General features: G+C 31.0%; 25 protein-coding genes. 12 read left to right on the top strand and 13 right to left on the bottom strand.

Annotated elements, in window-relative coordinates; genetic code table 11:
• The first annotated feature begins 70 nt into the window (after nt 1-70).
• The 11 genes from fabF to ACH2CG_RS00235 all read left to right on the top strand — a co-directional run bounded on the left by fabF (nt 71) and on the right by ACH2CG_RS00235 (nt 10,421).
• Entirely contained in the window at nt 71-1,324 is a 1,254-nt protein-coding gene (gene fabF / locus ACH2CG_RS00285; protein ID WP_395061028.1) for a beta-ketoacyl-ACP synthase II, read from the top strand.
• Nucleotides 1,325-1,330: 6 nt separating this feature from the next.
• Nucleotides 1,331-2,074, top strand: a complete 744-nt coding sequence (rnc, locus tag ACH2CG_RS00280; protein ID WP_395061026.1) for a ribonuclease III — start codon at nt 1,331-1,333, stop codon at nt 2,072-2,074.
• Between the two features lie 114 nt (nt 2,075-2,188).
• Entirely contained in the window at nt 2,189-2,677 is a 489-nt protein-coding gene (locus ACH2CG_RS00275) for an IPExxxVDY family protein (protein WP_395061024.1), read from the top strand.
• 5 nt (nt 2,678-2,682) lie between these two features.
• Entirely contained in the window at nt 2,683-4,113 is a 1,431-nt protein-coding gene (gene pyk / locus ACH2CG_RS00270) for a pyruvate kinase (RefSeq protein ID WP_395061022.1), read from the top strand.
• A gap of 175 nt (nt 4,114-4,288) precedes the next feature.
• A complete protein-coding gene (locus ACH2CG_RS00265) occupies nt 4,289-5,437 on the top strand; it encodes a helix-turn-helix domain-containing protein (protein WP_395061020.1) in 1,149 nt (382 codons plus the stop codon).
• A 126-nt stretch (nt 5,438-5,563) separates the two neighbouring features.
• Complete coding sequence (locus ACH2CG_RS00260) at nt 5,564-6,094, top strand: hypothetical protein (protein ID WP_395061018.1); 531 nt, start codon at nt 5,564-5,566, stop codon at nt 6,092-6,094.
• 193 nt (nt 6,095-6,287) lie between these two features.
• On the top strand, nt 6,288-6,893 hold the full coding sequence (locus ACH2CG_RS00255; RefSeq protein WP_395061016.1) for a hypothetical protein: 606 nt from the start codon (nt 6,288-6,290) through the stop codon (nt 6,891-6,893).
• A gap of 11 nt (nt 6,894-6,904) precedes the next feature.
• Nucleotides 6,905-7,507 (top strand): hypothetical protein, encoded by a 603-nt coding sequence (locus ACH2CG_RS00250; RefSeq protein ID WP_395061014.1) that lies wholly within the window; start codon nt 6,905-6,907, stop codon nt 7,505-7,507.
• A gap of 163 nt (nt 7,508-7,670) precedes the next feature.
• Nucleotides 7,671-8,135: a hypothetical protein gene (locus ACH2CG_RS00245; protein ID WP_395061012.1), complete on the top strand. Its 465-nt coding sequence runs from the start codon at nt 7,671-7,673 to the stop codon at nt 8,133-8,135.
• 140 nt (nt 8,136-8,275) lie between these two features.
• Nucleotides 8,276-9,028 (top strand): Bax inhibitor-1/YccA family protein, encoded by a 753-nt coding sequence (locus tag ACH2CG_RS00240; protein ID WP_395061010.1) that lies wholly within the window; start codon nt 8,276-8,278, stop codon nt 9,026-9,028.
• A 163-nt stretch (nt 9,029-9,191) separates the two neighbouring features.
• Entirely contained in the window at nt 9,192-10,421 is a 1,230-nt protein-coding gene (locus ACH2CG_RS00235; RefSeq protein ID WP_395061008.1) for a GDSL-type esterase/lipase family protein, read from the top strand.
• Nucleotides 10,422-10,436: 15 nt separating this feature from the next.
• Here the strand turns inward: ACH2CG_RS00235 and ACH2CG_RS00230 are convergent, their stop codons facing one another.
• The 4 genes from ACH2CG_RS00230 to dinB all read right to left on the bottom strand — a co-directional run bounded on the left by ACH2CG_RS00230 (nt 10,437) and on the right by dinB (nt 15,307).
• Entirely contained in the window at nt 10,437-11,915 is a 1,479-nt protein-coding gene (locus ACH2CG_RS00230) for an MBOAT family O-acyltransferase (RefSeq protein ID WP_395061006.1), read from the bottom strand.
• Entirely contained in the window at nt 11,912-13,462 is a 1,551-nt protein-coding gene (locus ACH2CG_RS00225) for a hypothetical protein (protein WP_395061004.1), read from the bottom strand. Before ACH2CG_RS00225 ends, ACH2CG_RS00230 begins: the two co-directional genes overlap by 4 nt.
• A 165-nt stretch (nt 13,463-13,627) precedes the next feature.
• Nucleotides 13,628-14,143: a PAS domain-containing protein gene (locus tag ACH2CG_RS00220; RefSeq protein WP_395061003.1), complete on the bottom strand. Its 516-nt coding sequence runs from the start codon at nt 14,141-14,143 to the stop codon at nt 13,628-13,630.
• A gap of 81 nt (nt 14,144-14,224) precedes the next feature.
• Nucleotides 14,225-15,307, bottom strand: a complete 1,083-nt coding sequence (gene dinB, locus ACH2CG_RS00215) for a DNA polymerase IV (RefSeq protein ID WP_395061002.1) — start codon at nt 15,305-15,307, stop codon at nt 14,225-14,227.
• Between the two features lie 73 nt (nt 15,308-15,380).
• On the opposite strand from dinB, the gene ACH2CG_RS00210 reads away from it, so the two are divergent.
• Nucleotides 15,381-15,848, top strand: a complete 468-nt coding sequence (locus ACH2CG_RS00210; protein ID WP_395061000.1) for a CYTH domain-containing protein — start codon at nt 15,381-15,383, stop codon at nt 15,846-15,848.
• Here ACH2CG_RS00210 and ACH2CG_RS00205 read toward each other — a convergent pair whose 3' ends face one another.
• From ACH2CG_RS00205 to ACH2CG_RS00165, 9 genes are all read right to left on the bottom strand, one after another.
• Nucleotides 15,849-16,340, bottom strand: a complete 492-nt coding sequence (locus tag ACH2CG_RS00205; protein WP_395060998.1) for a septal ring lytic transglycosylase RlpA family protein — start codon at nt 16,338-16,340, stop codon at nt 15,849-15,851. It lies immediately after the preceding gene.
• A gap of 106 nt (nt 16,341-16,446) precedes the next feature.
• A complete protein-coding gene (locus ACH2CG_RS00200; protein ID WP_395060996.1) occupies nt 16,447-16,878 on the bottom strand; it encodes a hypothetical protein in 432 nt (143 codons plus the stop codon).
• Between the two features lie 95 nt (nt 16,879-16,973).
• Nucleotides 16,974-19,817, bottom strand: a complete 2,844-nt coding sequence (locus ACH2CG_RS00195; protein WP_395060994.1) for a TonB-dependent receptor — start codon at nt 19,815-19,817, stop codon at nt 16,974-16,976.
• A 218-nt stretch (nt 19,818-20,035) separates the two neighbouring features.
• Entirely contained in the window at nt 20,036-21,679 is a 1,644-nt protein-coding gene (gene pgi / locus ACH2CG_RS00190; protein WP_395060992.1) for a glucose-6-phosphate isomerase, read from the bottom strand.
• Nucleotides 21,680-21,794: 115 nt separating this feature from the next.
• Nucleotides 21,795-23,018 carry a peptidoglycan DD-metalloendopeptidase family protein gene (locus tag ACH2CG_RS00185; RefSeq protein WP_395060990.1) on the bottom strand — a complete coding sequence of 408 codons (1,224 nt, stop codon included), beginning with the start codon at nt 23,016-23,018 and terminating at the stop codon, nt 21,795-21,797.
• 12 nt (nt 23,019-23,030) lie between these two features.
• The gene (locus ACH2CG_RS00180; protein ID WP_395060988.1) at nt 23,031-23,957 is read right to left on the bottom strand and encodes a tryptophan 2,3-dioxygenase family protein; all 927 of its coding nucleotides are present in this window, start codon (nt 23,955-23,957) and stop codon (nt 23,031-23,033) included.
• Nucleotides 23,957-24,730, bottom strand: coding sequence for a DUF3108 domain-containing protein (locus ACH2CG_RS00175; protein ID WP_395060987.1), 774 nt, complete (start codon nt 24,728-24,730; stop codon nt 23,957-23,959). Before ACH2CG_RS00175 ends, ACH2CG_RS00180 begins: the two co-directional genes overlap by 1 nt.
• Nucleotides 24,731-25,070: 340 nt before the next feature.
• Nucleotides 25,071-26,231, bottom strand: a complete 1,161-nt coding sequence (gene hppD, locus ACH2CG_RS00170; RefSeq protein WP_395060985.1) for a 4-hydroxyphenylpyruvate dioxygenase — start codon at nt 26,229-26,231, stop codon at nt 25,071-25,073.
• A gap of 88 nt (nt 26,232-26,319) precedes the next feature.
• Nucleotides 26,320-26,679: a four helix bundle protein gene (locus tag ACH2CG_RS00165; RefSeq protein ID WP_395060983.1), complete on the bottom strand. Its 360-nt coding sequence runs from the start codon at nt 26,677-26,679 to the stop codon at nt 26,320-26,322.
• Nucleotides 26,680-26,787 lie beyond the last annotated feature (108 nt).

The raw sequence follows: 26,787 nt of genomic DNA, 5'->3' as shown, positions 1-26,787 counted from the left end.
TCTCTTTAAGCTAAATAAACATAAAGAAATATGGGTATTATTTATTTAAACGATATTTAAAAAAAATTATATGCAATTAAAGCGTGTTGTTGTAACTGGTCTTGGAGCATTAACTCCCATTGGCAATTCCATTGAAGAATATTGGAATGCTTTAATAAGTGGTAAAAGTGGTGCTGCTCCAATAACGTATTACGATACTGAAAAGCATAAAACAAAGTTTGCTTGTGAGGTAAAAAACTTCAATATTGAAGATTATATGGACCGCAAAGAATCACGTCGATTAGATAAATTCTCTCACTATGCTATTGCATCAAGTGATGAAGCTATTAAAGACGCCGGAATTACTCATGACAATGTAAACAAACATAGAGTTGGTGTAATTTGGGGTGCAGGAATTGGCGGTTTAGAAACTTTTCAAGACGAAGTAATGTATTATGCCAAAGGCGATGGAACTCCAAAGTTCAATCCGTTCTTTATACCAAAAATGATTGCCGATATTGCTCCGGCTCATATTTCTATGAGAAATGGGTATATGGGTCCAAATTATACAACTGTTTCTGCTTGTGCATCATCTGCAAATGCTATGATTGATGCTTTTAATTATATTAGATTAGGAATGTGTGACGTTATTGTTACTGGAGGTTCTGAAGCTGCTGTAACAATTGCAGGAATGGGCGGATTTAATTCAATGCACGCCTTATCTACTAGAAATGAAAGTCCAGAAACAGCTTCGCGTCCGTTTGATGCTACTCGTGACGGATTTGTTCTAGGTGAAGGTTCGGGTGCAATTGTACTTGAAGAATACGAACATGCAAAAGCTCGTGGTGCAAAAATATATTGTGAAGTTGGTGGTGGCGGAATGTCATCTGATGCTTACCATCTAACTGCTCCACATCCAGAAGGAATTGGTGTAATTGCTGTTATGGAAAACACGTTGCGTGATGCAGGTATGACTCCAGAAATGGTAGACCACATTAACACTCACGGAACTTCTACGCCACTTGGTGATGTAGCCGAGCTGAAAGCTATAAGTCATGTTTTTGGCGCTCATGCAAAAAACATCAATATCAATTCAACTAAATCCATGACTGGTCACTTACTTGGAGCTGCAGGTGCGATTGAAGCGATTGCAGTTATACTTGCAATGCAAAACAGCATCGTTCCTCCTACAATCAATCACAAGGTTGTAGATGAAAATATTGATCCATCATTGAACCTGACTTTAAACAAACCACAGAAAAGAGAAATCAATGTTGCTATGAGCAATACTTTTGGGTTTGGTGGTCACAATGCATGTGTTTTATTCAAAAAATTAGTAGACTAAGTTTTCATGCGATTACTTAAAAAAATATTTTTCAGAAATTCCCAACCTATTGAGGTTGGGAATTTTTTTATTGCAATAGAAAAAATTATAGGATTTAAAACTTCCAATATTAAATATTACGAAAAAGCCTTTACGCATCGCTCCTCCAACAAAGTTGATGCTCTAGGAAACCCTATGAACTATGAACGATTAGAATTTCTTGGAGATTCTATGTTAAGTTCAGTTATAGCAGCTCATTTATATAAAGAAGCTCCACTTGGAGACGAAGGTTATTTGACTAAAATGCGATCAAAGATTGTAAGTCGTGAGCACTTAAATGAACTTGGTAGAGACATGCATTTAATAGACTTTGTTGAAAGTAAAGTTCCATCATCCCATTTTGGAGAAAACATTCATGGTAATATTTTTGAAGCCCTTGTTGGAGCCATTTTTCTTGACAAAGGATATGCTGGTTGTGAAGAATTCATAAGAAAAAAAGTGATTATTCCTTACGTTGATATTGCTAGACTAGAAGGAAAGGTAATAAGTTATAAAAGTTTGGTTATTGAATGGTGTCAAAAAGAAAAAAAACAATTTCATTTTGACATTTATGATGATAACGCAAACGATGGTCAACGTTATTTTGGAGTAAAATTAAGTATAGACGATAAAGTAATTGCAAAATCGAGAGCTACATCTAAAAAGAAGGCAGAAGAAATTGCGGCAAAACGCGCTTATTTTGCATTTCAAGAAAAAATTAACAAAATATAATTCATATTCTTAAAAAACTACAACGTTTTCGTTTATAAAATAACGTTAATCTAACATTTCTGTTGTGTTTTGTTTCTTATAAATCTTATATTTACAACTTATTTTAGGCAATAAATGGCAGTTCATAGAGTAAATATTGAAGAATTCGAAGAAGATGATTACCATATTATCGCTATCCATACTTCATTAGAAGACTACCGACTTGCTTATTTTTTAAATAGAGATTTAAATATTTGTTTAGGTAAAAGCAAACATGATATTTCATCTGAAGTTAAAGAAGGAGAAACCTCATTTATTAGATTTACTTATGAAGATCAAGAGAAAATCATTAAATGGGATTTAATTCAAAATAAGAATGTAGTTATTGGTTCTGTAAATATTAAAAGTCAAGACTTATTTTCAGATTCTAAAAATTCTTTTTCTTCATTGGCTTATTTATTACCCGAATTTAAAAAAGTAGATTATTTTCTAAAAATTGGTAATGCCGAAAAAGAAATTAATACTTTAGAAATAGTTTCAAAAATAAATACTATTGATGGTATAAATATGGTTTACTCCATTGCAATAGATAAAATAAAATCGAAAAATAATTTAATTTTTTAATAAAAATGTCAACAAGAAAAAAGACTAAAATTGTAGCCACACTAGGTCCAGCTTGTAGTTCAAAAGAAGTAATTAAAGACATGATTGATGCTGGAGTAAATGTATTCCGAATCAACTTTTCTCATGCAGATTATGCAGATGTAAAGGAACGCATAGATATCATAAGAGAATTAAATCAAGAATATGGTTATACAACCGCTATTCTTGGTGACTTACAAGGTCCAAAACTTCGCGTAGGAGTTATGAAGGAAGATGTTGTTGTAAATCCTGGAGATATTATAACGTTTCAAACAGCAGAAGATATTCCTGGAACTGCAGAACGTGTTTACATGAACTACAAAGAATTTCCAAGAGATGTAAAACCTGGCGAAAAAATCCTTCTTGATGACGGAAAATTAATGTTTGAAGCTCTAGAAACTAACGGTACGACAGAAGTTGTTTGTAAAGTAATTCAAGGCGGACCATTAAAATCTAAAAAAGGTGTAAACCTACCCAATACTAAAGTTTCTTTACCTGCACTTACAACCAAAGATATCAATGATGCAATTTTTGCTATAGAACAGGATGTTGACTGGATAGCACTTTCATTTGTAAGAACTCCAGAAGATTTAATTGAATTACAAGAATTAATTGCAAAACATTCTGATCATAAAATTCCGATAATTGCTAAAATTGAAAAACCAGAAGCAGTTGAAAATATAGATAAAATTGTTGCTTTTTGTGATGGTTTAATGGTTGCTCGCGGCGACTTGGGTGTTGAAATTCCGGCTCACGAAGTACCTTTAATTCAAAAGAAATTAATTCACAGAGCAAAAACAGCAAGAATTCCTGTTATTGTGGCAACACAAATGATGGAAACTATGATTACAAGTTTAACGCCAACACGTGCCGAAGTAAATGACGTTGCCAACTCGGTAATGGATGGTGCTGATGCTGTGATGTTGTCTGGTGAGACTTCTGTAGGTAATTATCCTGTTCAAGTTATTGAAAAAATGACACAAATTATTGAAGCTGTAGAAGATTCTCCACTTATAATTGTGCCACAAAATCCGCCTCATGTTAGAACAAAACGTTTTATTACAAAATCTATTTGTTATCATGCCGCTACAATGGCAAATGATATTAAAGCCAAAGCGATTTCGACTTTAACAAATAGTGGTTATACTGCTTTTCAAATTTCGGCTTGGCGACCATCTGCTCATATTTTGGTTTATACATCTAATAAAAGAATTTTAACTCAATTGAATTTACTTTGGGGTGTAAATGCTTTTTTCTATGATAAATTTGTAAGTACAGATGATACTGTAGAAGACATTAACCTAATCGCTAAAGAAAACGGTTATGTAAAAAAAGGGGATATTCTTATCAATCTTGCTGCAATGCCGGTTGTTGATAAAGGAATGGTAAATACCTTGAGGATTACTGAAATAGAGTAAGTATCATTTTATAAATAAAAGGGTCAAAGTTTATTACTTTGACCCTTTTTTTATTGTAAAAAATCAGTCATAATTTATCTAAAATAATTTTTTATACATTTGCTTAGATTATAAGAATATATTTACAGAGGTGAAAAATAAAATTTGTAAAATAAATTGCTTCAATAAAAACTAAATGATATTAGCCAAAATTATTTTCAACTTCACGATGATTGCCGGAATTATACTTGGTGTAATTTTTATTCTTTTTACTCAATTTTCTAGTAAAAGGAGGGATAAAACAGTTGTATATCTAAATCTAGTAGTTTTGTTTATTACCTTAAACAATCTTCAAATTTTTATTATTGACAATCTGTTTACAGATGCCAACTACTTTGTAAGGAAATTATTGATTCCTTGGTATGTACTTATACTGCCTGCTTTCTATGCTTTTTTGGTATATTACTTAAAGATAGAGAAAAAGATTTATTCGTTTGTTTCTTTTTCTATGGCTTTGTTTGCAATTGAATTACTAGTTAGACTGGTTTTAACTCCTAATTATTATGGTCTAAATGGTGATTATTGTGTTGCCAAATACTCGCAAATTGAAGAAATTGTTAATGCTGGCTATACCGTTTTTTTATTTTTTAAATGTTTTTTAGTGCTTTTCAAATACTCTAAACTGTATAAATATGTCTTGAGTTTTGACAATATTAAATGGCTTAAAACATTTATGTTTCTTGGTAGTTTTGTGATATTAATGTGGATATGTGCCATTGTTTTAAATATTGACAAGGTGATAAACCCGATTATCTATATCTATTATCCATTGCGGTTTAGCTGTTCTGTTTTACTGTATTGGATTGGTTATCAAGGGTTTTATAATTATAGGTTAATGACAGAGCGAATTGAGTTGCGAAACTTGGTACATGATAATGAAGCAGAACAAAAAGAGGAGGTGCCAAAAGAGAAAAATAGCAGTGCTATTTCAACTAAGGAATTGCAAAAGAGTGATAAATTTTTAGCCATTGAAAAATATATTGAAAACAACAATCGTTTTTTAGATTCTGAATTGACCTTAGAATTGTTGGCAAGCGAGTTAAAATTAAGTACAAGCTCACTATCAAATAGCATAAACAAGGAGAGTTCTTATAATTTTTCTGACTACATTAATTCACTTCGTGTGGAGAAGGCTAAGGAATATTTAATTTCTAGTGACTTTAAAAAATATACTATTCTTTCTATTGGACTTGAATGTGGATTTAACTCAAAATCAACATTTTATTCATCATTTAAAAAGTTCACCGACAGTACTCCGTCAGAATTTAGGATTAAAAACAGCTAGATCTGATAGTCCGAAATTATACATTTTCATTAAAATACGTCCGAAAAGATACAATTTACATAATTTAGGACATTCGTTTTTTTTTTACACTTCTATTTTTGGAGAGAATTTTAAAACTAGTAGTTTATGAAATGTAACAAAATAGTACTGGTGTTTTTTTTATTTATTATTAATCACTCCTTTTCGCAAACTGGAAACGACAATAAATTGAAATTTCATTCTATCGCTATGGGATTTGGCGGTTTTAATGTTAAAAACGCTTACTCGGAAGATGGCGGAGTTTCTTTTACTACAGATATTGTTCTTGCTGTAAATAAAAATTTAATTTCTACGTCTTATATTACTGGCTCAGAAGTTGGGCTATTGGGCGGTTCTACTTTTAGTTTTAATGATTTAAGCTTGTCCTATGGCAGAGCGTTGAAGGTTACCAATTGGTTTTATCTTGAAGGATATTTGGGACTAGGAAGGTACACACAAGAAAGAAGTAGGTATTTGGTAAATTATGGTAGTACCGTCTCTTTTCCTATAAAAATAAATACGAAATTTTACTTTAATAAAAAATTTGGCATGGGCTTAAACACCTCCTACATTACCAATAAAATAAATAATAACCTTAGCGTAAATTTAATTTTTCATTATAAATTTTTAAAACAATGAAAAAAGTATTGCTAACATTACTGTTAAGTTTTATAATAGGTGGACGCTCTAAAGACAACGAAAAAAATGGCTCCCGATTATATAAACAAAGGCATGCAAGTACAACTATTTATACAACAACAAATAGCAGGTTTAACATAAATAAAAACTCGCTAGATTATTAATTCTTTCCTTAATAAACAAATTTAAAACAATGAAAAAAGCACTCTTAACATTAGTAACAATTCTCTTTTTAACAGGATGTTCAAAAGATGATGAAAATGAAAGTAATGGTTTACAACTACCTCAAGAAACTCAGTCTGGCGCAAATACTTTTGGCTGTTTCATAAATGGCAACTTATTATTGCCTCGCGATGGCGCAGGAGACATATCAGGCGATAACAAAGGATTAAGTTTTTTAGGAGGCTATCCTGATGGAGCATACAATGAACTTGACATTAGAGATTTAAAGAGTGAGCATGGAGCAAGAATGTTAATTCATATTCAAAATCTACAGCTTATTGGTGTTGGAACCTATATAATTGATGAATCTAATGGTTATAGTAATATTGATGGTTTAAACCATAATTATATTAATTGTAAACTATTTGATATGGCAACTAATTCATACAAATACTATCGTTCATCTACAAATTCAGGTGTTTTAAAAATAACTCGATTTGATTGGGCTAATGGAATCATATCTGGAACATTTACATGTCAAGTTAAAAACTCTACTAATATAAATGATGTAATAGAAATAACACAAGGTAGATTTGATATAAATGGTTACACATTACCAAACAAAATATTTCTATAATAATTTAAACAATGAAAAAAGTACTTTTAACATTAGTAATTGCAATTGGATTATTTGGCTGTAGCAACGACAAGCTAAGTGATGAACAAAAAGGATTCACCCTGCCCGATGAAACGCAAACAGGTGCAAACACGTTTGGGGTAACAATTAACAATAAAGTGTACATACCACGTGACCCAACTGGAGTAAATGTTGGACCACAAGGTCATGGAATGATCTTCACATTTAATTCTCCTGATCCATGGAGAGAGTTAATTATTGTGGATGGAGCAAGCGCAGTAGGATTTAAAATGGTACTGCACTTTAAAGACTTAGTTAACCAAGGCGTAGGCATTTATACTTTAAAGCAAAGTAACTTTCAAGACAATATTGATAGTATAGATGAGAACCATATTTACTTTAAAATATGGGATAATGCACTAGGTAATTATGCTTATTATGGTTCTATAGAAAATCAAGGTGAAATTAAAATAACCAAAAGAGATAGTGGTATTATATCTGGAATTTTTAAAGGAAAATTTGCTCGTTATGGCAGTACAACTGATATTATTGAAATAACAAATGGTAGATTTGATATAAAAACGGCTACATTAATTTCTCATGTTTTTCCATAAAACTAAAAAAATTAAAACAATGAAAAAAGCACTCTTAACATTAGTAACAATTCTCTTTTTAACAGGATATTCAAAAGATGATTAAAATGAAAGTTATGGTTTAATACTACCTCTAGAAACTCAGTCAGGCGCAAATACTTTTGGCTTTTTTATAAATGGAGGTTTGGCACTACCAAGAACTGGGACTGGAACTTTTAACTCTCCTGATAGTGGTGCAATACTTTGGGGTGGATATCCAAATACTACTGACTACTATGAACTTGATATACATGATTATAAAAGTACGTCTACTCCAAGTATATTTATACATATGCAAGCTATTCATGCAAATGGAATTGGGACTTCAATAATTAATGAATCAAATGGAATGACTGAAATTTATGGTTTAAATCATAATTATATGCATTGTAAAATATTCAAAGCTTCTTCTAATTCATATCAATATTTTAGATCTTACGCAAATTCTGGAACTTTAACAATTACAAAATATGATTATTTAAATAAGATTATTTCGGGCACTTTTAGCTGTAAAGTAAAAAATTCTACAAATCCTTTGGACGAAATAGAGATTACACAAGGACGATTTGACATAAAATGGCACACTGTATTTACCAAAGTAATTCCATAATAAATTTCATTTCTGAAAAGTGTTTTTCATCAAAACAAGATTATTTATAAAAAGGATTACAGAAATAGTTAAATATTTTAGTAATCCTTTTTTCATTTAGAAAGAAAAAGTATATTTGAACAACTAAAAACAATTTTTAAATGGAATCGAAGAATCCCTTTTTTAGAACTAAGACATTTAGCAACACTTCGCCTGCTAATGATTATGTAAATGCTATTGATTATAGCGAACCGATGACTGTTGCCGGAACAATAAACAAGAGTTTTATTCTTTTGATGTTGCTTGTTGCCAGTGCTTTTGGCACTTGGACATTGGCATATAGTGGTTATAATCCAATGCTTTTGGTAATTGGCGGTGCTATTATTGGAATGATATTGGTTTTGGTTTCTACTTTTAAACCGCACCTTTCTACCTATTTGGCTCCAGCTTATGCCGTATTTGAAGGTTTATTCATTGGCGGTATTTCAGCAATTTTTGAAGTAATGTATCCTGGAATAGTCATTCAAGCTGTAGGTGCAACTTTTGTAACTTTTTTAGTATGCTTTGCATTATACAAATACAATATAGTTCAAGTTACTGAAAAGTTTAGATCGGTTGTAATTGCAGCAACACTAGCCATTGGGGTTTATTATTTAATTTCGTGGTTGCTTACTATGTTTACAAGTTTTCAACCTGTTCATTACGGAAACTCTATGATGAGTATTGGTATTAGCGTTTTTGTAATTATAATTGCTGCCTTAAACTTGTTTTTAGACTTTGATCAAATAGAAAAAGGTGCGCAACAAAAAATGCCAAAATACATGGAATGGTATGGCGCAATGGGATTAATGATTACGCTTGTTTGGCTTTATATTGAATTCTTAAGATTACTCTCTAAATTGAATAGAAAATAAATATTTATAAAATACCTCTAAAGCCATCCGTTACTAAGGATGGCTTTTTTGTTTAAGTTAAATTGTAAAAAAAATAGTTGTAAAAAAACTATCTTTGAAACCTTTACAAAATTTGCCAAAAAAGGCATATTCTTTGTTTGCTATAATTAAAATTAGGTTTCTAATGTTTTCAAAAAAAATACTTTTGGTCGTTGCTTTTACATCTTTTATGACGATGCAAATCACTGCGCAACACATAGAAAATTGGAACATAAAAGGTATAGATTCTACTGTCTCTAACAAAATTGATCCATCTAAAAATATTTTTATCAATACCTACTCTATGAATCCGCTTTTGGCTAAATTGTATAAAATAAAGCATTTTAGTCAAGAAAATGCAGTCTTTGTTCATATTGGCGATTCTCATATTCAAGCCGATTTGGAAACTTCGGTTATTAGATCTCAATTGCAAAGTTATTTTGGAAATGCCGGACGTGGCTTGGTTTTTCCGTATCAAGTGGCCAAAACTAATGCGCCTTACGACATTATTTCAAGTTCTAAAAGCAGTTGGAAAAACAATCGTGTTGCTCGTATTGATACACTAATTTCTTGTGGAATTTCGGCCTTTGGAATTGAATCTCAAAGTGCAAATCCAGAATTTAATTTAGATTTACGATCTATAAATGGCATAAAAGATAGTTTTGACAAAGTAAAACTGTTTATGGGTGGAGAAATTTCTGAATTGGCGTATGTATATAATGATAATCAAACTGAAAATATTTGTTATGCTGTTGCTCCCAATTATGCTGAGTTTAATTTAAAATCGGCTACTTCTGGATTCAAATTGACTTTTCCCACCACAGATACCATTCAGTTTTTTGGCGTTTCTTTAGAAAAAAAAGAAACTTCTGGCATTATATATCATAGCATTGGCGCTAATGGTGCAAAATATTCTGATTATACTAAAACATCAAGATTTTGGAAACAACTTAAAAATTTAAATGCTGATTGTTATATTATTTCTTTAGGCACAAATGAAGCGCAAGATCCAAATTTGAAAGCCGAAGATTTTCTTGATGATGTAAATAGTATGATTAATAAAATTCGCTTGATTTCGCCAAATGCTTGCATAATACTTACAACTCCACCGGTTTCTTATTTTAAGAAAATTAGTCCAAATAAATCTTTAGAAGTGATTACCAATGCTTTAATTGAATTTTCTAATGAAAACAATGTTGTATGTTGGGACTTATTCAACGTTAGTCGCGGTTTAGAAGGTGCTAAGGTTTGGAAATCTACGCAGCTTTTACGTAGCGATTTAGTGCATTTTTCTCGAGAAGGTTATATACTTCAGGGCACTTTATTTGCAGCTGCATTTGCTGAAGTTTGGAATAAATTTATGCTTAAAAATTAGTTTTCTATTCAATTATTAAAACTGCAAATAGATGGGCATCACTGGCTCGGCACTTTTAAAGAACGAATATAACGTTATAAATAACATCATTACAATCACATAATACACTAAAGGAAAACGTTTTTGTCTTTCTATAATTTTCTCTTGAAAATTGTCTGGAATAATGTGAATTGAAAACCCAATTGCAATCATAATAACGACATATTTATAATTTTCAAAATACTCATAGGCACCATCGAATGTAAATTGATATACAATTTGGTGTATGAATTGTAAAGCTGTATCTAGGTTACTGGCTTTAAAAAAAATCCAACAAAAACAAACAAAGTGAAAGGTAATTAGTGCAAATAAAAAGTTTGCTACAACTTTAGGCAAGATTCTAAATTTACCAAAAAGAGTATTCCAAAGTTTGTTTATTGCTAATCCGATGCCGTGTAATGCACCCCAAATAATGAAATTTAAACTTGCTCCGTGCCAAAAACCTCCTATTAACATGGTTAAAAACAAGTTCAAATTGGTTCTAAATTTTCCTTTTCTATTTCCGCCCATTGAAATATATAGATAATCACGAAGCCAACTTGATAATGAAATGTGCCATCTTCGCCAAAATTCACTAACCGATTTACTTTGATAAGGCGATAAAAAGTTAGTTGGAATAGTGATTCCCATCCATTTAGAAATTCCTATTGCAACGTCACTATAACCACTAAAATCACAATAAATTACAATGGCATATCCATACAAAGCCATCAAACATTCGAAACCATTGTGCAAATTTGGACCGTCAAAAACATAGTTAACTAGATTGACAGAAATATAATCGGAAATGATGAGTTTTTTGATTAGTCCTGTTACAATTAAATAAAATCCTTTAGAAAAATCGGAATCACTTACAAAATATTCTTTCTTTAATTGCGGAATAAAATCGGATGCTCTAACGATTGGTCCCATTACTAATTTTGGAAAAAAGGACAAGAACAATAAGTAATTTACAATTTTCTTTTCTGGCTCAATTTCTCCGCGATAGACATCAATGGTATAACTTAGGTTTTCAAATGTGAAAAATGAAATCCCAATTGGCAAAAGAATATGAAGCGGATCAAATTTTAAAACAGTAAAATTATTAACTAAATCAATAAAAAAATTAGTGTATTTAAAGTAAAACAGCAGTCCGAGATTGAAAATAACACTCCAAAAAAGAAAAAATTGCTTGAGTGATTTCTTTTTTGCTTTAAAAATTAAATTGGAAATACCAAAATTAAAAAAAGCAGATAGAATAACAATTCCAACAAAGCTTCCGCTGGCTTTATAGAAAAAGTATAACGAAAATAAGGTTAAAACAATGGCTCTGTGCTTATAGTTTTTTCTGAATAAATAGTAAAATAAAATGAACGCCACCATGAAATACACAAAAAAACCATTATTAAATAATAACGGATTGTGTGCATCATACAAAAGCTGATTTTGAACACTATTCCAATCAATATTAATCATAAAGAATCAATTTTTTTAGTGTTTGCTTTTGTAACTATTTGTTTTATAACTTTAGATTTTGATGAATCTGTTGTTGGTGAAACAATTTTTGGCACGTTGGGTTTACCACGCAACGTTTCTTTTTCAACTATCTTTTTGTCAACTGCTTTTTTGTCAATTGCTTTTTTGTCAATTGCTTTTGGAGTTACCAAAGGTTTGTTGGCTTTTTTTAATTTTACTGCCTTTTCATAATCGTGAATGATAGCGCTATAAATAGTTTTGGCAGCAATTTTAGCGCCTCTAAAGTTAAAGTGAATATAATCTTTATTGGCCAATTGAAGTGTGCTGTCTGCCCATTTTACAACCGTGCCTTTTCCGCCAATAGAATTATAAAAATTATAAAACGGAATGTCATTATCATATGCCAATCGTGCCTGGGTATTGATAAGTGAATCAATTCCGACAGCAGTTTTCCATTCTCCGTCATAATTGAATGCTCTATCAGAACAACTAAACATTAAAAATTCGGTATTGGTCATGTTGTTCTTAAATTTCTTTAAAACCGGTCGCATGGCACGATAATAATAATCATAATTGGTATCGTTGGGCTTAAACATTAAATTAACACCATATTGAAAAACGATCAAATCATAATAACCCGATTTGTTGATTTCTGATAATAATTCGCTGTTCAGTTTTTTTAGTTCTACGCCAGTGATGCCTCTAAAAGAAAAATTATCCAATACTATTCCAGATTTTGGTTCGGAAGAAACGCCATAAATAGGAGTTTTATTAGACGAAATACTGAACGATACTTTATTGGATGCCGAGTTATTGATTAATACTTTATTGAAAGTTTTATCTGCTGGATATTTTCTAATAGAATCTTTAATTTTTACTGCAATAGAATCTCCTTTTCCATAAAGTAACCACTTTTGAGAGATTTGATTTTTAGCCGTATTATCAGTAAAATTGACGGTTAAATCATTGCTAAAAAAAGAATATCCCGAGAAGAATAAACTAGAATTTCCATCAGATTTTTTAAAATTATCGGCTTTTATATCTCCTGTAGTAAACAATTTGGCTGTTTTTCTAAAATCGGAAGAAACAGATGTTATTGGTACAAATCCAACACCTTTTTGTGATCCAAAGTAATTTTGAAGTAACGTTCTAATGTCTTGCGTAATAAAATCGCCTTCTATTTGACTATCTCCAAACCAAGCAATTCTAATCTTTACGTTTTTACCTTCAGACAAAGCTATTAGTTTCTCATTGAACTTTGTTAACGCTGGTTGTAAAGTATCGGCATTAAACCTAATTAAAGTTCCTTTTTTTATATAGGTATCGAAATCGTTTATTACAACTCCATCTACCGAGTTGGCATTGGTTTTTTTTACATTCTTGGCAAGATTATTTTTTGGTTTTTCTTTTACAAGAATATCCGAAAGTAAATGTACATTTTTAAAAGAAGGATAATAGTCAATAAACTCGCTTGAAAAAACGGATAATGTCAACTGAATAATAGTAACTACTAAAATTAGGATGATGACTTTTCTACTATTGTTCATTAAACTTGTAAAGATAAAATGTTTGCTTAAACCTACTAAAATCACTAACAACAATAAATTAATTTTATTGTGTTAAGCGATTGTAAATTTCACGCAAAAGTAGAAAAAAGGATGGATGTTTTGTTTTTTTGTTGAAAAAAATTTTAAGTAAAAAAATACTGCGATTTAAGCTGCAATTTTCTCAAAAGCTATAAAATTAATTAGCTCGCCTTTTTTATCAAATATTGGATAACCTTTAATATGACATTTGTATAATGAACCATCTTTGCAATAGTTTAAAATAATTTTATCAAATGGTTTTTGATTTTTTACAGCTTCGCTAATTTCTTTTGAAATTTTTTCATTGGTTTGCTCACCTTGAAACATTTTAGGCGAGTTACCAATCACTTCTTTCGGACTGTAACCGTTCATTTTAACGATGTTCTTAGAAGCAAATACAATCTTTAATTTAGAATCTGTTACTACAATAACGGTATCGTTTTGCAAATGCTCTTGAAAATTCCAGTTTGTTTTCCAATTGTTTAAATAAACAAGTTTCTTTAACTGGGTTGCATCTGCCACAGACATTTTCATTTTACTTAAGCCTTGCAAATAAAAATCCCAACTAATTAAAGGCGCACTCATTACAGACAAAGTATCGTAGTGTTTTGCTATTGCTTTTTCATATTCTAAGAATTCCATATCGTCTAATTTTGAACAAATATAGAAGATTTATAAAACTAGATTTAATTACAAGTAATATTTAACTTTTGTTGAAGGGTTTTAAAATTCAAATCGTAGTTGAACCACAACCGTTTTCTTGATTTCTGTGTTTAAATTATTCAAAGAAATTCCGAGAAGTCTAACGGATTCTTTCATTCGTTCTTGATACAATAATTCTTTAGCAGTTTCATACAGCAATCCTTTATCGGCAATAAAATAGGGCAAGGTTTTACTTCTTGTTTGTGTTGTAAAATCGCTGTATTTTATTTTTAAAGTTACCGTCTTGCCCGAAATATTATATTTTTTTAATCTTTTTTCAAGTTCGGCAGCAATTTGTTCTAATCGTTGTTGCATAAAAATTTCCGAAGTGAGGTTTTCGTTAAATGTATGTTCGGCAGCCACAGACTTAGATATTCTATCAGGTTTAACTTCGCTGTTGTGAATACCGCGAACGATACTGTAATAGAAAACTCCGCTTTTTCCAAAATGTTGCTCAAGATATTCTTTGGTTTTTAATTTTAAATCTTTGCCTGTAAAAATGCCATGTTGATACATTTTTTCTTTAGTAACTTTTCCTATTCCATAGAATTTTTTTATTTCTAGATCTTCTAAAAAACTTTCAACTTCATTAGGGTTTACCGTTTTTTGTCCGTTGGGTTTATTATAGTCACTTGCAATTTTCGCTACAAATTTATTTACAGAAATTCCGGCCGATGCTGTAAGACCAACTTCGTCGAATATTCGTTTTCTAATTTCTTGAGCAATTAAACTCGCACTAGGATTTCCTTTTTTATTGTGTGTTACATCTAAATAGGCTTCATCGAGTGATAGTGGCTCTACTAAATCTGTATAATCAAGAAAAATCTTTCTAATCTTTACAGAAATTTCTTTGTAACGATCAAATCGAGGTCTTACAAAGATTAAATTGGGACAATTTTTAGCCGCTTGAACGCCACTCATGGCACTTCTTACTCCAAATTTTCTGGCCTCATAACTTGCTGCCGAGACAACACCACGAATTTCGCTTCCGCCAACAGCCAATGGTTTTCCTTTAAGTTCGGGATTATCCATTTGCTCGACCGAAGCGTAAAATGCATCCATATCTACATGAATTATTTTTCGTTGTTTTATTTCTTCTGACACATTACAAATTTAGTTTTTTTATTGGATAGAAAAATGATGGAGTTTCACTATTTTTGATAAAAAAAGTTGTGTTATGATTGAAATAGAACGTAAATATTTGGTTACTTCCAATGATTTTATTAGAGACAGTTTTGCTAAAAATGATATTGCTCAAGGTTACATTTCTATAGTTCCTGAACGAACAGTTCGCATTAGAATAAAAAACCAAAGCGGTTTTATAACGATAAAAGGAATAGGAAACGAAAGCGGTGCATCTAGATTTGAATGGGAAAAAGAAATTCCAATTGACGAAGCTAAAGCGTTGTTAAAACTTTGTGAAAAAGGAGTTATTGAAAAAACACGTTATGAAGTAAAATCGGGCAATCACACTATTGAGATTGATGTTTTTCATGAAGATAATTCTGGACTAATTATTGCAGAAATTGAGCTTGAAAATGAAGATGAAACAATACTTAAACCCAAATGGCTGGGTGAAGAAGTGACAAATGATTCTAAATATTACAATGCTTATATAAGTAAAAATCCGTTTAAAAACTGGTAATTATTTTTGTAAAACCTCTAAAGTTACTTTAATATATCCTGCACCACTACTAGAAGCAATTGTATAAAATGCTTTTCTAGACAAATCAATTTCTCTACCTCTAACGAATGGTCCGCGATCTGTAATTTCTACTATCACTGATTTTCCATTAGATTCATTAGTAACCCTAACAATTGTGCCAAAAGGAAGTGATTTATGTGCAGCTGTTAATTTGGTTTTATCATATTTTTTTCCGCTTGCTGTTCTTCTTCCATGAAATTTATCGGCATAGTAAGAGGCGTGAGCAGTTTTTTTAAATGATTTAAATTTTCCTTTAAAAGTTATAATTGAATCAATTAATACTGGATCACTTGCTATTTTAAGTTTTTTAATGGTGTCAACTTTAACTTTTTTAGTTTCTATTAAAGTTGTTTTTTGTGCTACAAAAGTTAAGCTCGAAAGGAGCAAAATAAAAGTAAGTGATTTCCAAAAAAGAGGATTTATTTTTTTCATAATTTATTGAAACTAATTTTCAAAAATAATACCATATTAGCATTATTCTTGTAGAAATAATTTGACAAAAGATAAAAAAAGTCCTAATGCGGACTTTTTTTAGTATTTAAAACCATAGAGACCAGGGAATTCTTGCCAGAATTAGCAATAATCCTAATGAGAAGAAAATAGCAATTGATTTGAATTTTGCTTCGCTTGAAGTTGCTTTTTTATGTTTTGACCAACCAATAGTGATTAAAGTAATTGCTATGATATTTATTAATGGATGTTCTAACATTGTCAATCTTAGTGCAGGAATTTTCATCGCTCCTTCTGTTGAAAAAGCTTTGAAACCAACTTCTGATACAAAATATAAAATCAATCCTACTACTAATTGAATGTGAGTTGCAATTAAACCAAACAATGCTATTTTTCTATCTTTTGCTGTAAATTCTTTTTTAGAAGTCACACCAATAATCGCGTTAATAATGGCAACTAATAGTAATAAAAGTGCTAAATATGCCCAACCTGAGTGAAATTTTTGAATGAAATTATACATTGAAATTTAATTTTAGTTTTAACAAATATACAGAAAAAAAGTATAAAAAAAAGCATCCTTTTTCAAGAATGCTTTTTTTATAAATTGTTTAAGTCTTAGAAATTATAAGACATTCCAAAGTTCCAAGTTCTTCCAAAACCGAAGAAAACATTGTTTGCTGTTGCAACACCGTTGTAAGTTCTACCATTAGACTCATAAGTACCTTGTGATGGAACGGCATTATTAACGTTATCATCAGCAAATATATTAGAACTTGATTCTAAGATATAAATTTTATCTAATACGTTGTTAACATTCAATCTAAAGTTAACTGAGTTTGCTTTGTCTTTTCCAACTAGCATTTTATAAGAAAATCCAGCGTCAGCTAATCCAAAAGAAGGTAATTCTAATACACCTTTATTTGTTTCAGATTGAAAGTTTGTTGGCGTCATATTAGCATACAATCTTTCGGCATATCTGTAGTTAGCATCAATTTTAACTCTTTTTACAATTTCATAAGTTGCTCCAATAGAAGCAGTTGTTTGTGCAGCATTACCAACTTTTACTTTGTCCAAAAATAAAGTTTTAGCTGTTGCTGAACCACCAAATGCATCGTTAGAAACCGTAAATCTTGAACTAGAAGCATTACCATTATAGAACCAATCTCCAACAGAAACCATTCCGTTGATAACTAATTTATCAAATGGTTTATAGTTCATGTCAACTTCTATACCTTGATGTGTTTCGCTTATTCCCGAAAAAGAAAAATAACCATTTGGATTTTCTAATGCAGTTGCATTTGGATTTCCTGGAGTTGGCGCAGCAATTGTAGTAACGTCTGTTATGGTTTGAAATCTATCTTTCCAAGTAGTTCTGTAAAAATTTAAATTTGCATTAAATTTAGATGAACGATAACCATATCCAAGTTCAACACCAAGAATTTTTTCATTTGTTAAATTATCGTTTACAAAGTTTCTGTTGTTAGGATATACTGCATTGAAAAATGGTTGTTTAGAGTAGTAACCAGAATTTACAAATACATTATTGTGAGCATCCAAATTGTAATTTAACCCTGCTTTTACATTTCCTCCAAGAACTTTCTTGAAACTAGTTTCTTGATTTCCGCTAGCATCTGTAAATCTAAAATAGTCAATTCTCTTAAATCCTTGTTGAGAAACAGCGCCTTGAATAAATGCAGTTAAATCGCCTTTAGAATATTCTAATTGAGAAAAAGCACCCAACCAGTTCACTTTACTGTCGTTATTGTAATTTACTTTGGTTTGATAATCTGTATTCCATAATGGATTTAAATTTGGCAAAGCTTCATAAGTTGAATAAACAAGATTATTAGGCACATTGATATTACCATTGGTAGCAGTCAATAAATCTTTGTATCCTTTAGCACCAACATTATCGTTCACTGTTTGAAAGTGAATTCCTTTGTAAGTTCTTAAATCAACTCCAAAATCTAATGTAAGTTCGTTAGTAAGTTTAGTATTTAAACTAGCTACACCACCATACCAATCATGAGAATTTGTAGATGCAATTTTAGATATACCATTAGTAAGATCTGTTGCAGTGCTTGAATAATTTATGTATGCACCGTTAGTTAATACTCTAGGCTGAGCTGGACTAGTTCCTGCTGCAATAGCAAGATTTCCTGTATTCCAAGCTTGAATTTTATCTACGTTTAAAGTTCCATCTGCGTTTCTAAAAAGGTCATTTGTATATTGCAATCCTCTAGCAACACCATTAGCATTTGTTCCTCCACCACGACCCCAAGATCCGTAAAGAACTGTAGAGAATTTCATTTTTTCAGAAATTTTATAATCCCAATTTAAAGAAGCAACTGGTTTATGGTAATAATTAGTTCTAAAATTATAATCTTGACCGTTTAAATATCCTGCGTCTAAATTTAATTTACGATCTGGATCTCCATCTTGACCATATTTTAAATATTGAGCAATTGTAGGAGAAGTACTTCTTTGATTGTGCCATTGAGGCGCACCAGTAAAAGTAAATTGAATATCGTTTTTCTTGTTAATTTCATATCCTAAAGCAATAAAATAATTACCTCCTTGAAATTCAGTTCCTCTAGCATATTCGCTGCCGCTTGTTTGGCTCAATAAAACGGATGCAGACAAACCATTTTTCAATTTACCTGTATTGTAAGCAATATTGGTTTTTAAATAATTATTGTTGGCAACACTAGCAGAAACAGAACCACCTTCTTTCATGTCTGATGTTCTTGTAACTATATTAATATTTCCACCAACAGCAGCATTTACAATTTTAGACGAACCTAAACCTCTTTGTACTTGTAATGATGAAGTAACATCTGACAATCCTGCCCAGTTACTCCAGAAAACAGCACTGTTTTCCATATCATTAACTGGAACACCGTTAATCATAACTGCAATATTCTTCTGGTCAAATCCACGAATAGTAATTCTTGAATCTCCAAAACCACCACCAGCTTTAGAAGCATAAACCGAAGGAGTATTCGCTAATATTTCTGGAAATTCTTGATTTCCTAATTTTTGTTGAATTTCTGAAGCTTTAATTGTAGAAACAGCTACTGGAGTTTTTCTATCTTTTGCTACGTCAATTATAGTACTTTTTACTACCACTTCATCCAATTGATTTGTATCTGCATAAAGTTTTATCATTCCTAAATCAATTGTCTCTCCATTTTTTACTGAAAAACTCATTGTTTGAGATTTGTATCCAATGTAAGAAACAACTACTTGACCCGATGCTGAACTTGCACTCAATATAAATTTTCCGTCAATGTCTGTTGAAGTTCCAGTTGAAGAACCTTTAATCACAACGTTAACCCCTGGTATTCCACCCTTTAGATCGCCATCAATTATTGTTCCTTTAATCTTTCCTTGAGAAAACATTACTGTTGTCATTAAAAGAAACAATAATGAAAACAAATTAGTTGTACTTTTTTTCATGTTGTTTTGGTTTTTAAATATTTTCTGCAAAATTCCAATTTTTAAACGTTACAGGTGTTAAGCTAATGTTAACAAAGTGTTTTTTGTTACGCTTTTCTCAGTTAATCAACTCGTTTTGTCTAATTGTTGAATTATCACTAACACTTTGGCAAAATACATGAAAAAGCCTCAATATTTATCAAAATATTGAGGCTTATATAAAGTTAAATAAATATAAATTACTTATTTTCAAGAAAATATGTTAACAAAAATGATGTTGAACTATCATGTTGATTCACTTTGTTAGAATTAATTTCATCTAAAATAGAATTGGCTAGTTGCTTTCCAAGTTCTACACCCCATTGATCATAACTAAAAATATTCCAAATAATTCCTTGAACAAAAATCTTATGTTCGTACAAAGCCACTAATGAACCTAGGGATTCTGGTGTCAATTTGTCAATAAGAATTGTATTGGTTGGTTTGTTTCCTGCAAAAACTTTAAACGGTTTTAAATAATCTGCTTTAGATTTTTCTATTCCTTGATTGTCAAATTCTGCTTGAACTTGTGCTGTTGTTTTTCCGTGTAATAATGCTTCTGTTTGAGCAAAAAAATTAGACATCAATTTATTATGATGGTCTTCGTTACCATACAAAGGTTTTACATATCCAATAAAATCTGTAGGAATTAGTTTTGTACCTTGATGTATCAATTGAAAAAAAGCATGTTGCGAATTAGTTCCTGGTTCTCCCCAAATGATAGTTCCTGTTTGGTAATTTACTGGTTTTCCGTCGCGACCAATACTTTTTCCGTTACTTTCCATAATTCCTTGTTGTAAATACGGAGCCAACTTTTGAAGATATTGCGTGTACGGAATTAAAGCTTCACTTTCGGCACCAAAGAAATTATTGTACCAAACACTTAACAAAGCTAAAATTACAGGAATATTTTTATCAAACGATTCATTCTTAAAATGTTCGTCCATTAGATTGGCACCTTTTAATAATTTATCAAAATTATCAAACCCAACGGCTAAGCTAATTGATAAACCTACAGCAGACCAAAGTGAAAAACGTCCACCAACCCAATCCCACATTGGGAAAATATTGTTAGCATCGATTCCAAATTCGGTTACTTTACCAATATTTGTAGAAACGGCAACAAAGTGTTTAGCAACATCTTCTTGCTTAGCTGATTGCAAAAACCAACTTCTTATAGTTTCAGAATTAGTTAATGTTTCTTGGGTAGTAAATGTTTTAGAAACAATAACAAAAAGCGTAGTTTCTGGATTTATTTTTTTAATAATTTCATTTACATGATCACCATCTACATTAGAAACAAAATGAACGTTTAAATGATTTTTATAAAATTGTAAAGCTTCTACAACCATTGCCGGACCTAAATCTGAACCACCAATTCCGATGTTTACAATATCTGTAAATGCTTTTCCTGTGTATCCTTTTCTTTCTCCAGAGGTAACTTGGTTGGTAAATTTTTCTATACTTTTTTTTACTTCATAAATTTCGGGCATTACGTTATTTCCATCAACTAAAATTGTTGCTGTTTCTTGCGCACGTAAAGCTGTATGAAGTACGGCACGATTCTCTGTTTGGTTAATTAAATCGCCATCAAAATATTTATAAATTGCATCTTTTAAATTTACTTCTTCTGTTAATTTTAAAAGTAAATCTTTAGTTTCTTGATTGATATTATTTTTAGAATAATCTACTAAAAAATCATTCCATTGTATGTGAAATTTTTCTGCTCTTGCACCATCATTTTGAAACATTTCTTTAATAGAATTGTTTTGCATCTTTGAAAAGTGATTTTTCAAGTTTTGCCAAGCCTCTGTATTTGATGGGTTTGTATTTTGTAAAGCCATTTTTATCTAATTTTTGAACGGCAAAATTAGATAAATATTACAGATAAAAGTAGGAGTTTGAAGTTTTTATAATTGAAAAGCCAGTGAAAACGTTGTAGTTGAATAAAAAAATCTTTTATTTTTTAAATTTCAAATCGGCAACGCTATCCAATTCTCTTTTTAAAGGTCTAATTTGTTCTTTATATCGTGGCAAATTTCGGCCTTCCATAGCCTGAGAGTTTGGCAATTTTAATTGTAAAGCATCCACTTGAACACCATTTTTCCAGAAACGATAGCACACATGTGGTCCAGTTGCTAGACCAGTACTTCCTACTTTACCTATAGTTTCTCCTTGTTTTACACGTTGTCCTCTTCTTACAAGAATTCTTGACATGTGAAGGTATTGTGTTGAATAGATTTTATCGTGTTTTACTTTAACAAAATTTCCGTTTCCGGCGGTATATCCTGCTTGTTCTACAATTCCGGCAGCTGTTGACATAATTGGAGTTCCTGTTGGCGCTGCATAATCGGTTCCTTTATGAGCTTTCCATTTTAATTGAACAGGATGAAAACGATTTTTAGAAAAACGTGAAGTAATATTTACAAATTTTAATGGTGCTTTCAAGAAAAAGTTTTTCAAGGCTTTACCATTTTCGTCATAATAATCTACTTTACCATTTCGTTCTTGCACGAATGGAAAAGCATAAATTTTTTCACCTTTATATTCAAAATAAGCTGCTCTCAAACTATCAACTCCATCATAAATAGTATCATTGATGTATCGTTCTGTAAAGCTTAATGCAAATTTATCGCCTTTTCTAGATTTGAAAAAATCTATTGACCATGCAAACACTTTGGTTAGTCTACCCGATAAAGTAGGTTCGATTTTTAAACTGCGTAATGTTTGCGTAAGCGATCCTGTAAGTTCGCCTGCAACAGTTCGCACTTTGAAAGTTAAAGGTCTTGATTTTTTAAACCCAACAATAGAATCAGTTAAATCTATTAAATAATAGTCTAATCGGTTGGGTTGATAGATTAAATACTGCAATTTATTGTATTTATCTTTAGATCTTAGACAAATATAAGGTCGTTTAAATCTTACTGATGTTGGAAAAGAATCTTTTACAATTTTAATAATTTCAGATGCTTTTTTTCCGTTAAGGTTTTGTTTACTTAGGATTTTATCAAAAGTATCTTGACTTTGAATGGTGTCATAATGCACATTAAAATCGTCATAATGAAAACCAAAATCAACTATTGGTTTGTGTGGTTCACTATCTTCAATAACAAACTCCTCTTGTGCTTTTTTACAAGAAAACAAGGTTATTAAAACCAATAAAAATACTGCAGTTTTTTTCAATACTTGACTATTTTAGCAATCTTCACCCCAATTTTTTAATTCTTCATCGCTCCAAAGTTCAGGAAAAAATATTCTTCTTTGGTATTTTGGATGCATATATTTTTTCCACTCGCTGCCGCCTGTTGCTTCGCCCGAACCTTTTCCGCTTTCAATGTATTTCTTGGCAGCATTTAAATGTCCCATAACCCAAGTAATATTCACAGTTTTATCATAATGGCGCATTGCAGCAACCAAGTTAGAATCTTTTTGGTCGTTTTCTGGTAATTGTTTAAATTTTTGCCAAATATTAGTGGTGTTGTATTCTTCCATATAACGCAAAAATTCGTCTTTATATTTTCTTTCGAATTCTAAAATAAGGAAACTTTTTTCGCCAGTTTTATAATCTTTTCCAGCTGCTTGCCAGTATAAATGTTCAAAAGCGTGAGAAAAAGGAGTATCTCTATCTATTGTTGCTCTAAATCTATAATCGATTAAATTGATTAAATCTGTTGATGAAAATTCTATTAATCTATATTGCGCACTTTGAAAACCACTTGCTGGCGTCAGTGTATTTCTAAATTTCATGTATTGCTCTACTTCCATTCCGTCACCCATAATATCGAATGAAGTGGTTAGCATGTCAAAATAACGACTTATTCTGGTCACTCTTTCGGTAAAAAATTTAGTTTCTGGTTTTTCGCAATGGCATACTTGTTTTATCTCCCAAAGAATCATCTTAAACAATAACTCATTGACTTGATGGTACATAATAAAAACCATTTCGTCTGGCAAAATGGTTCTTTGAGTTTGTAAATTTAATAAAGCATCGGTTTGAATATAATCCCAATACGTGATTGGTTTAGACCAAAGCAATCCTTCAAGATGTGTATCTGTTTTTTGATTTATTGCATCAAATTTTTTTTCTAATTCTTCTATTAAAAAAGTTGTTTCTAAACTCATTATTTTACTTTAATTGTAAATGGATTTGCTAATCCCTTAAAAGATTCTAAATCTGCTTTTATAGAACCAACGGCTAAGCTGGCTTTTATTCTAAGAGGAAGTTTATTGTCATCGTCTGATATCCAAACCGTTAAACTCTCTTCTTCTTTAAAAACTCTACCTGACTGAACCAATGGTCTAAAAATCATACAAGGAACGGTTCCAAATTTAGTATCTAAATCTTCTCTTCCAATAAATTTTAACTTAAACTTTGTTGATTCATCGTCAAAAAACATGTCGATTGTTATAGCTTCACCTACTTTTAATTTATCTACATTGGGATGATTTCTTAAATAATAGAATGTAGAAATAATATCTTGAATGTTTTCAGATGTAGTAAACGTTTTATTAGTATCGTTTTTATAATCTTTTACTAAGATAGTATTTTTATCTTGATTGAAAAAACCTTCTTGATCTTTTGTGTAACCACCTTCATCAATTTTTCTAACATATTGATATGGTTTTCCTGTAAGTTTATCAAAATAAGACTCATAGTTATCTTCTACTTTAAAAAACCATTTGGACATACCTGTTGTGTAACCACGACCTATTGCATGATAAACTTTTTTGTTATTTTTAGTAGCTTCTTTAACTTCTAGGGTTGCATAACCTGCCGTCACTAATCCGTAGTGGATTCTAAATTTAAACCATTCACCTACATCAAATGCAGAAGCTTTTTGTGTATCAAAGCTAACTGTGACAAGAAATAAACCAAGTATAATAATCTTTTTCATTTTTAAATAATTTAGCGATTTTTCGTTTTTTAAATCCCTCAAATATTTTGAGTGATAAAACTGATTACTATGATATACGCAATTTCTGTTCCAAATGTATAAAAACAAAAAAACTCCGTCAAATAATGACGGAGTTTTTATGCTATTAACCAACCAAAATACTATAAATTATGAAAACTTATATAAAAATTGAAGGAAACCACTCCTTCTCTTTTTGTGAGTACAAAGATACTAGTGTTTTTGATTTATTCTCAAAAAAAAATCAACTTTAACATATATTTATTAAAAATAGCTGTACTACAACGTTGTATTTTGATAATTGTTTAATAAAATGTGAAAATTATAACGTTCCTCTCAAAGCTTGTTCGCGTTCAATTGACTCAAAAAGCGCCTTAAAGTTACCTGCACCAAAACCTTTTGCACCCATTCGTTGAATAATTTCAAAAAACAATGTTGGTCGGTCTTGAACTGGCTTGGTAAATATTTGTAAAAGATAACCGTCTTCATCAGCATCAACCATTATGGCTAATTTTTCTATTTCGTTGATGTCTTCTTTCATCATGTCCATGTGAACTCCTAAACGCTCCGGAATTGCCTCATAATATGCGTGTGGTGGCGCAGAAAGAAAATCAACTCCACGAGAACGCAACTCAGATACTGTTTTAATAATATCGTCAGTTGCAATGGCAATATGCTGAATTCCTGGTCCGCCATAAAAATCTAAATACTCTTCAATTTGTGATTTTTTCTTTCCTTCAGCTGGCTCGTTTATTGGGAATTTAATTCTTCCGTTGCCGTTACTCATTACTTTACTCATCAAAGCAGAATATTCGGTGTTGATTTGTTTATCGTCAAACGATAAGAAATTTACAAATCCCATAACGTCTTCGTAGAATTTCACCCAAGTATTCATTTCGTTCCAACCTACATTTCCCACCATGTGATCGATGTATTTTAGTCCGGTTGTTGTTGGATTATAATCGGATTTCCATTCTTTGTAACCTGGTAAAAATACGCCGCTGTAGTTTTTTCTTTCTACAAATATGTGAACCGTTTCGCCATAAGTATAAATTCCTGATCGAACTACTTCACCAAATTCGTCTTTTTCAACTGTTGGTTCCATAAACGAACGTGCGCCGCGTTTCATGGTTTCTTCGTAAGCTGAAGTTGCGTCTTCAACCCAAAGCGCAGCTACTTTTACACCATCACCATGTTTTTGAAGATGAGCATGAATTGGAGAATCTTGCGTTAATGGCGTTGTAAGTACAATTCTAATTTTATCTTGTTTTAAAACATAACTTGTCTTGTCTTTAACTCCAGTTTCAAGTCCAGCATAAGCTAACGATTGATAACCAAAAGCTGTTTTGTAATAATGTGCCGATTGTTTGGCATTTCCTACATAAAACTCTACGTAGTCTGTTCCTAAAAGCGGAAGGAAATCTTGTGCTCCTTCAAATATTTTTTCTAAGCCGTATTCGACTGATTTTACTTCTTTTGACATAATATAATTAGATAATGTGAAAATTAGAAAATTAGATAATGTGTTGAAATTAGAAAATTATCTAATTATCACATTGTTTATTTTCTAATTATTTTAGTTTAGATGTTGAAATTATTTTATTTAATATTTTTATTATTTCTGATAAGTCATTTAGTAGTTCTTTACAATCAGGATATGATTTGTGTGCATCGCAAAGAAATAACCAATACTCTGTTTCATCTGCTTCTTTGATTGCTATTTTTAGTTTATGAATAAAATCTGCTTTACTTTCGGCATTTTGAGCTTCTTTAGAGTTTGCACCTATTGATGTTCCGCTTTTCAATAATTGATTTCCAATCACAAATTTTTTATTTTCTTGCAACACTTCTGTTAAATCAATAATTTTAAGTGAAAATTCAAAAGTTTTGATTAAAAGTGCGTTATTCTTGTATTTCTCGTTGAAAGTCATTTCTTTTTAATTAGATAATGTGGTAATTAGATAATGTGTCAATTAGATAATGTGGTAATGTGGTAATGTGGTAATGTGGTAATTAGAAAATATGTTGGAATAAAATAT

The organism is Flavobacterium sp., assembly GCF_043778725.1.
Lineage (GTDB): Bacteria > Bacteroidota > Bacteroidia > Flavobacteriales > Flavobacteriaceae > Flavobacterium.
This window is presented reverse-complemented; position numbering and strand designations above follow the sequence as displayed.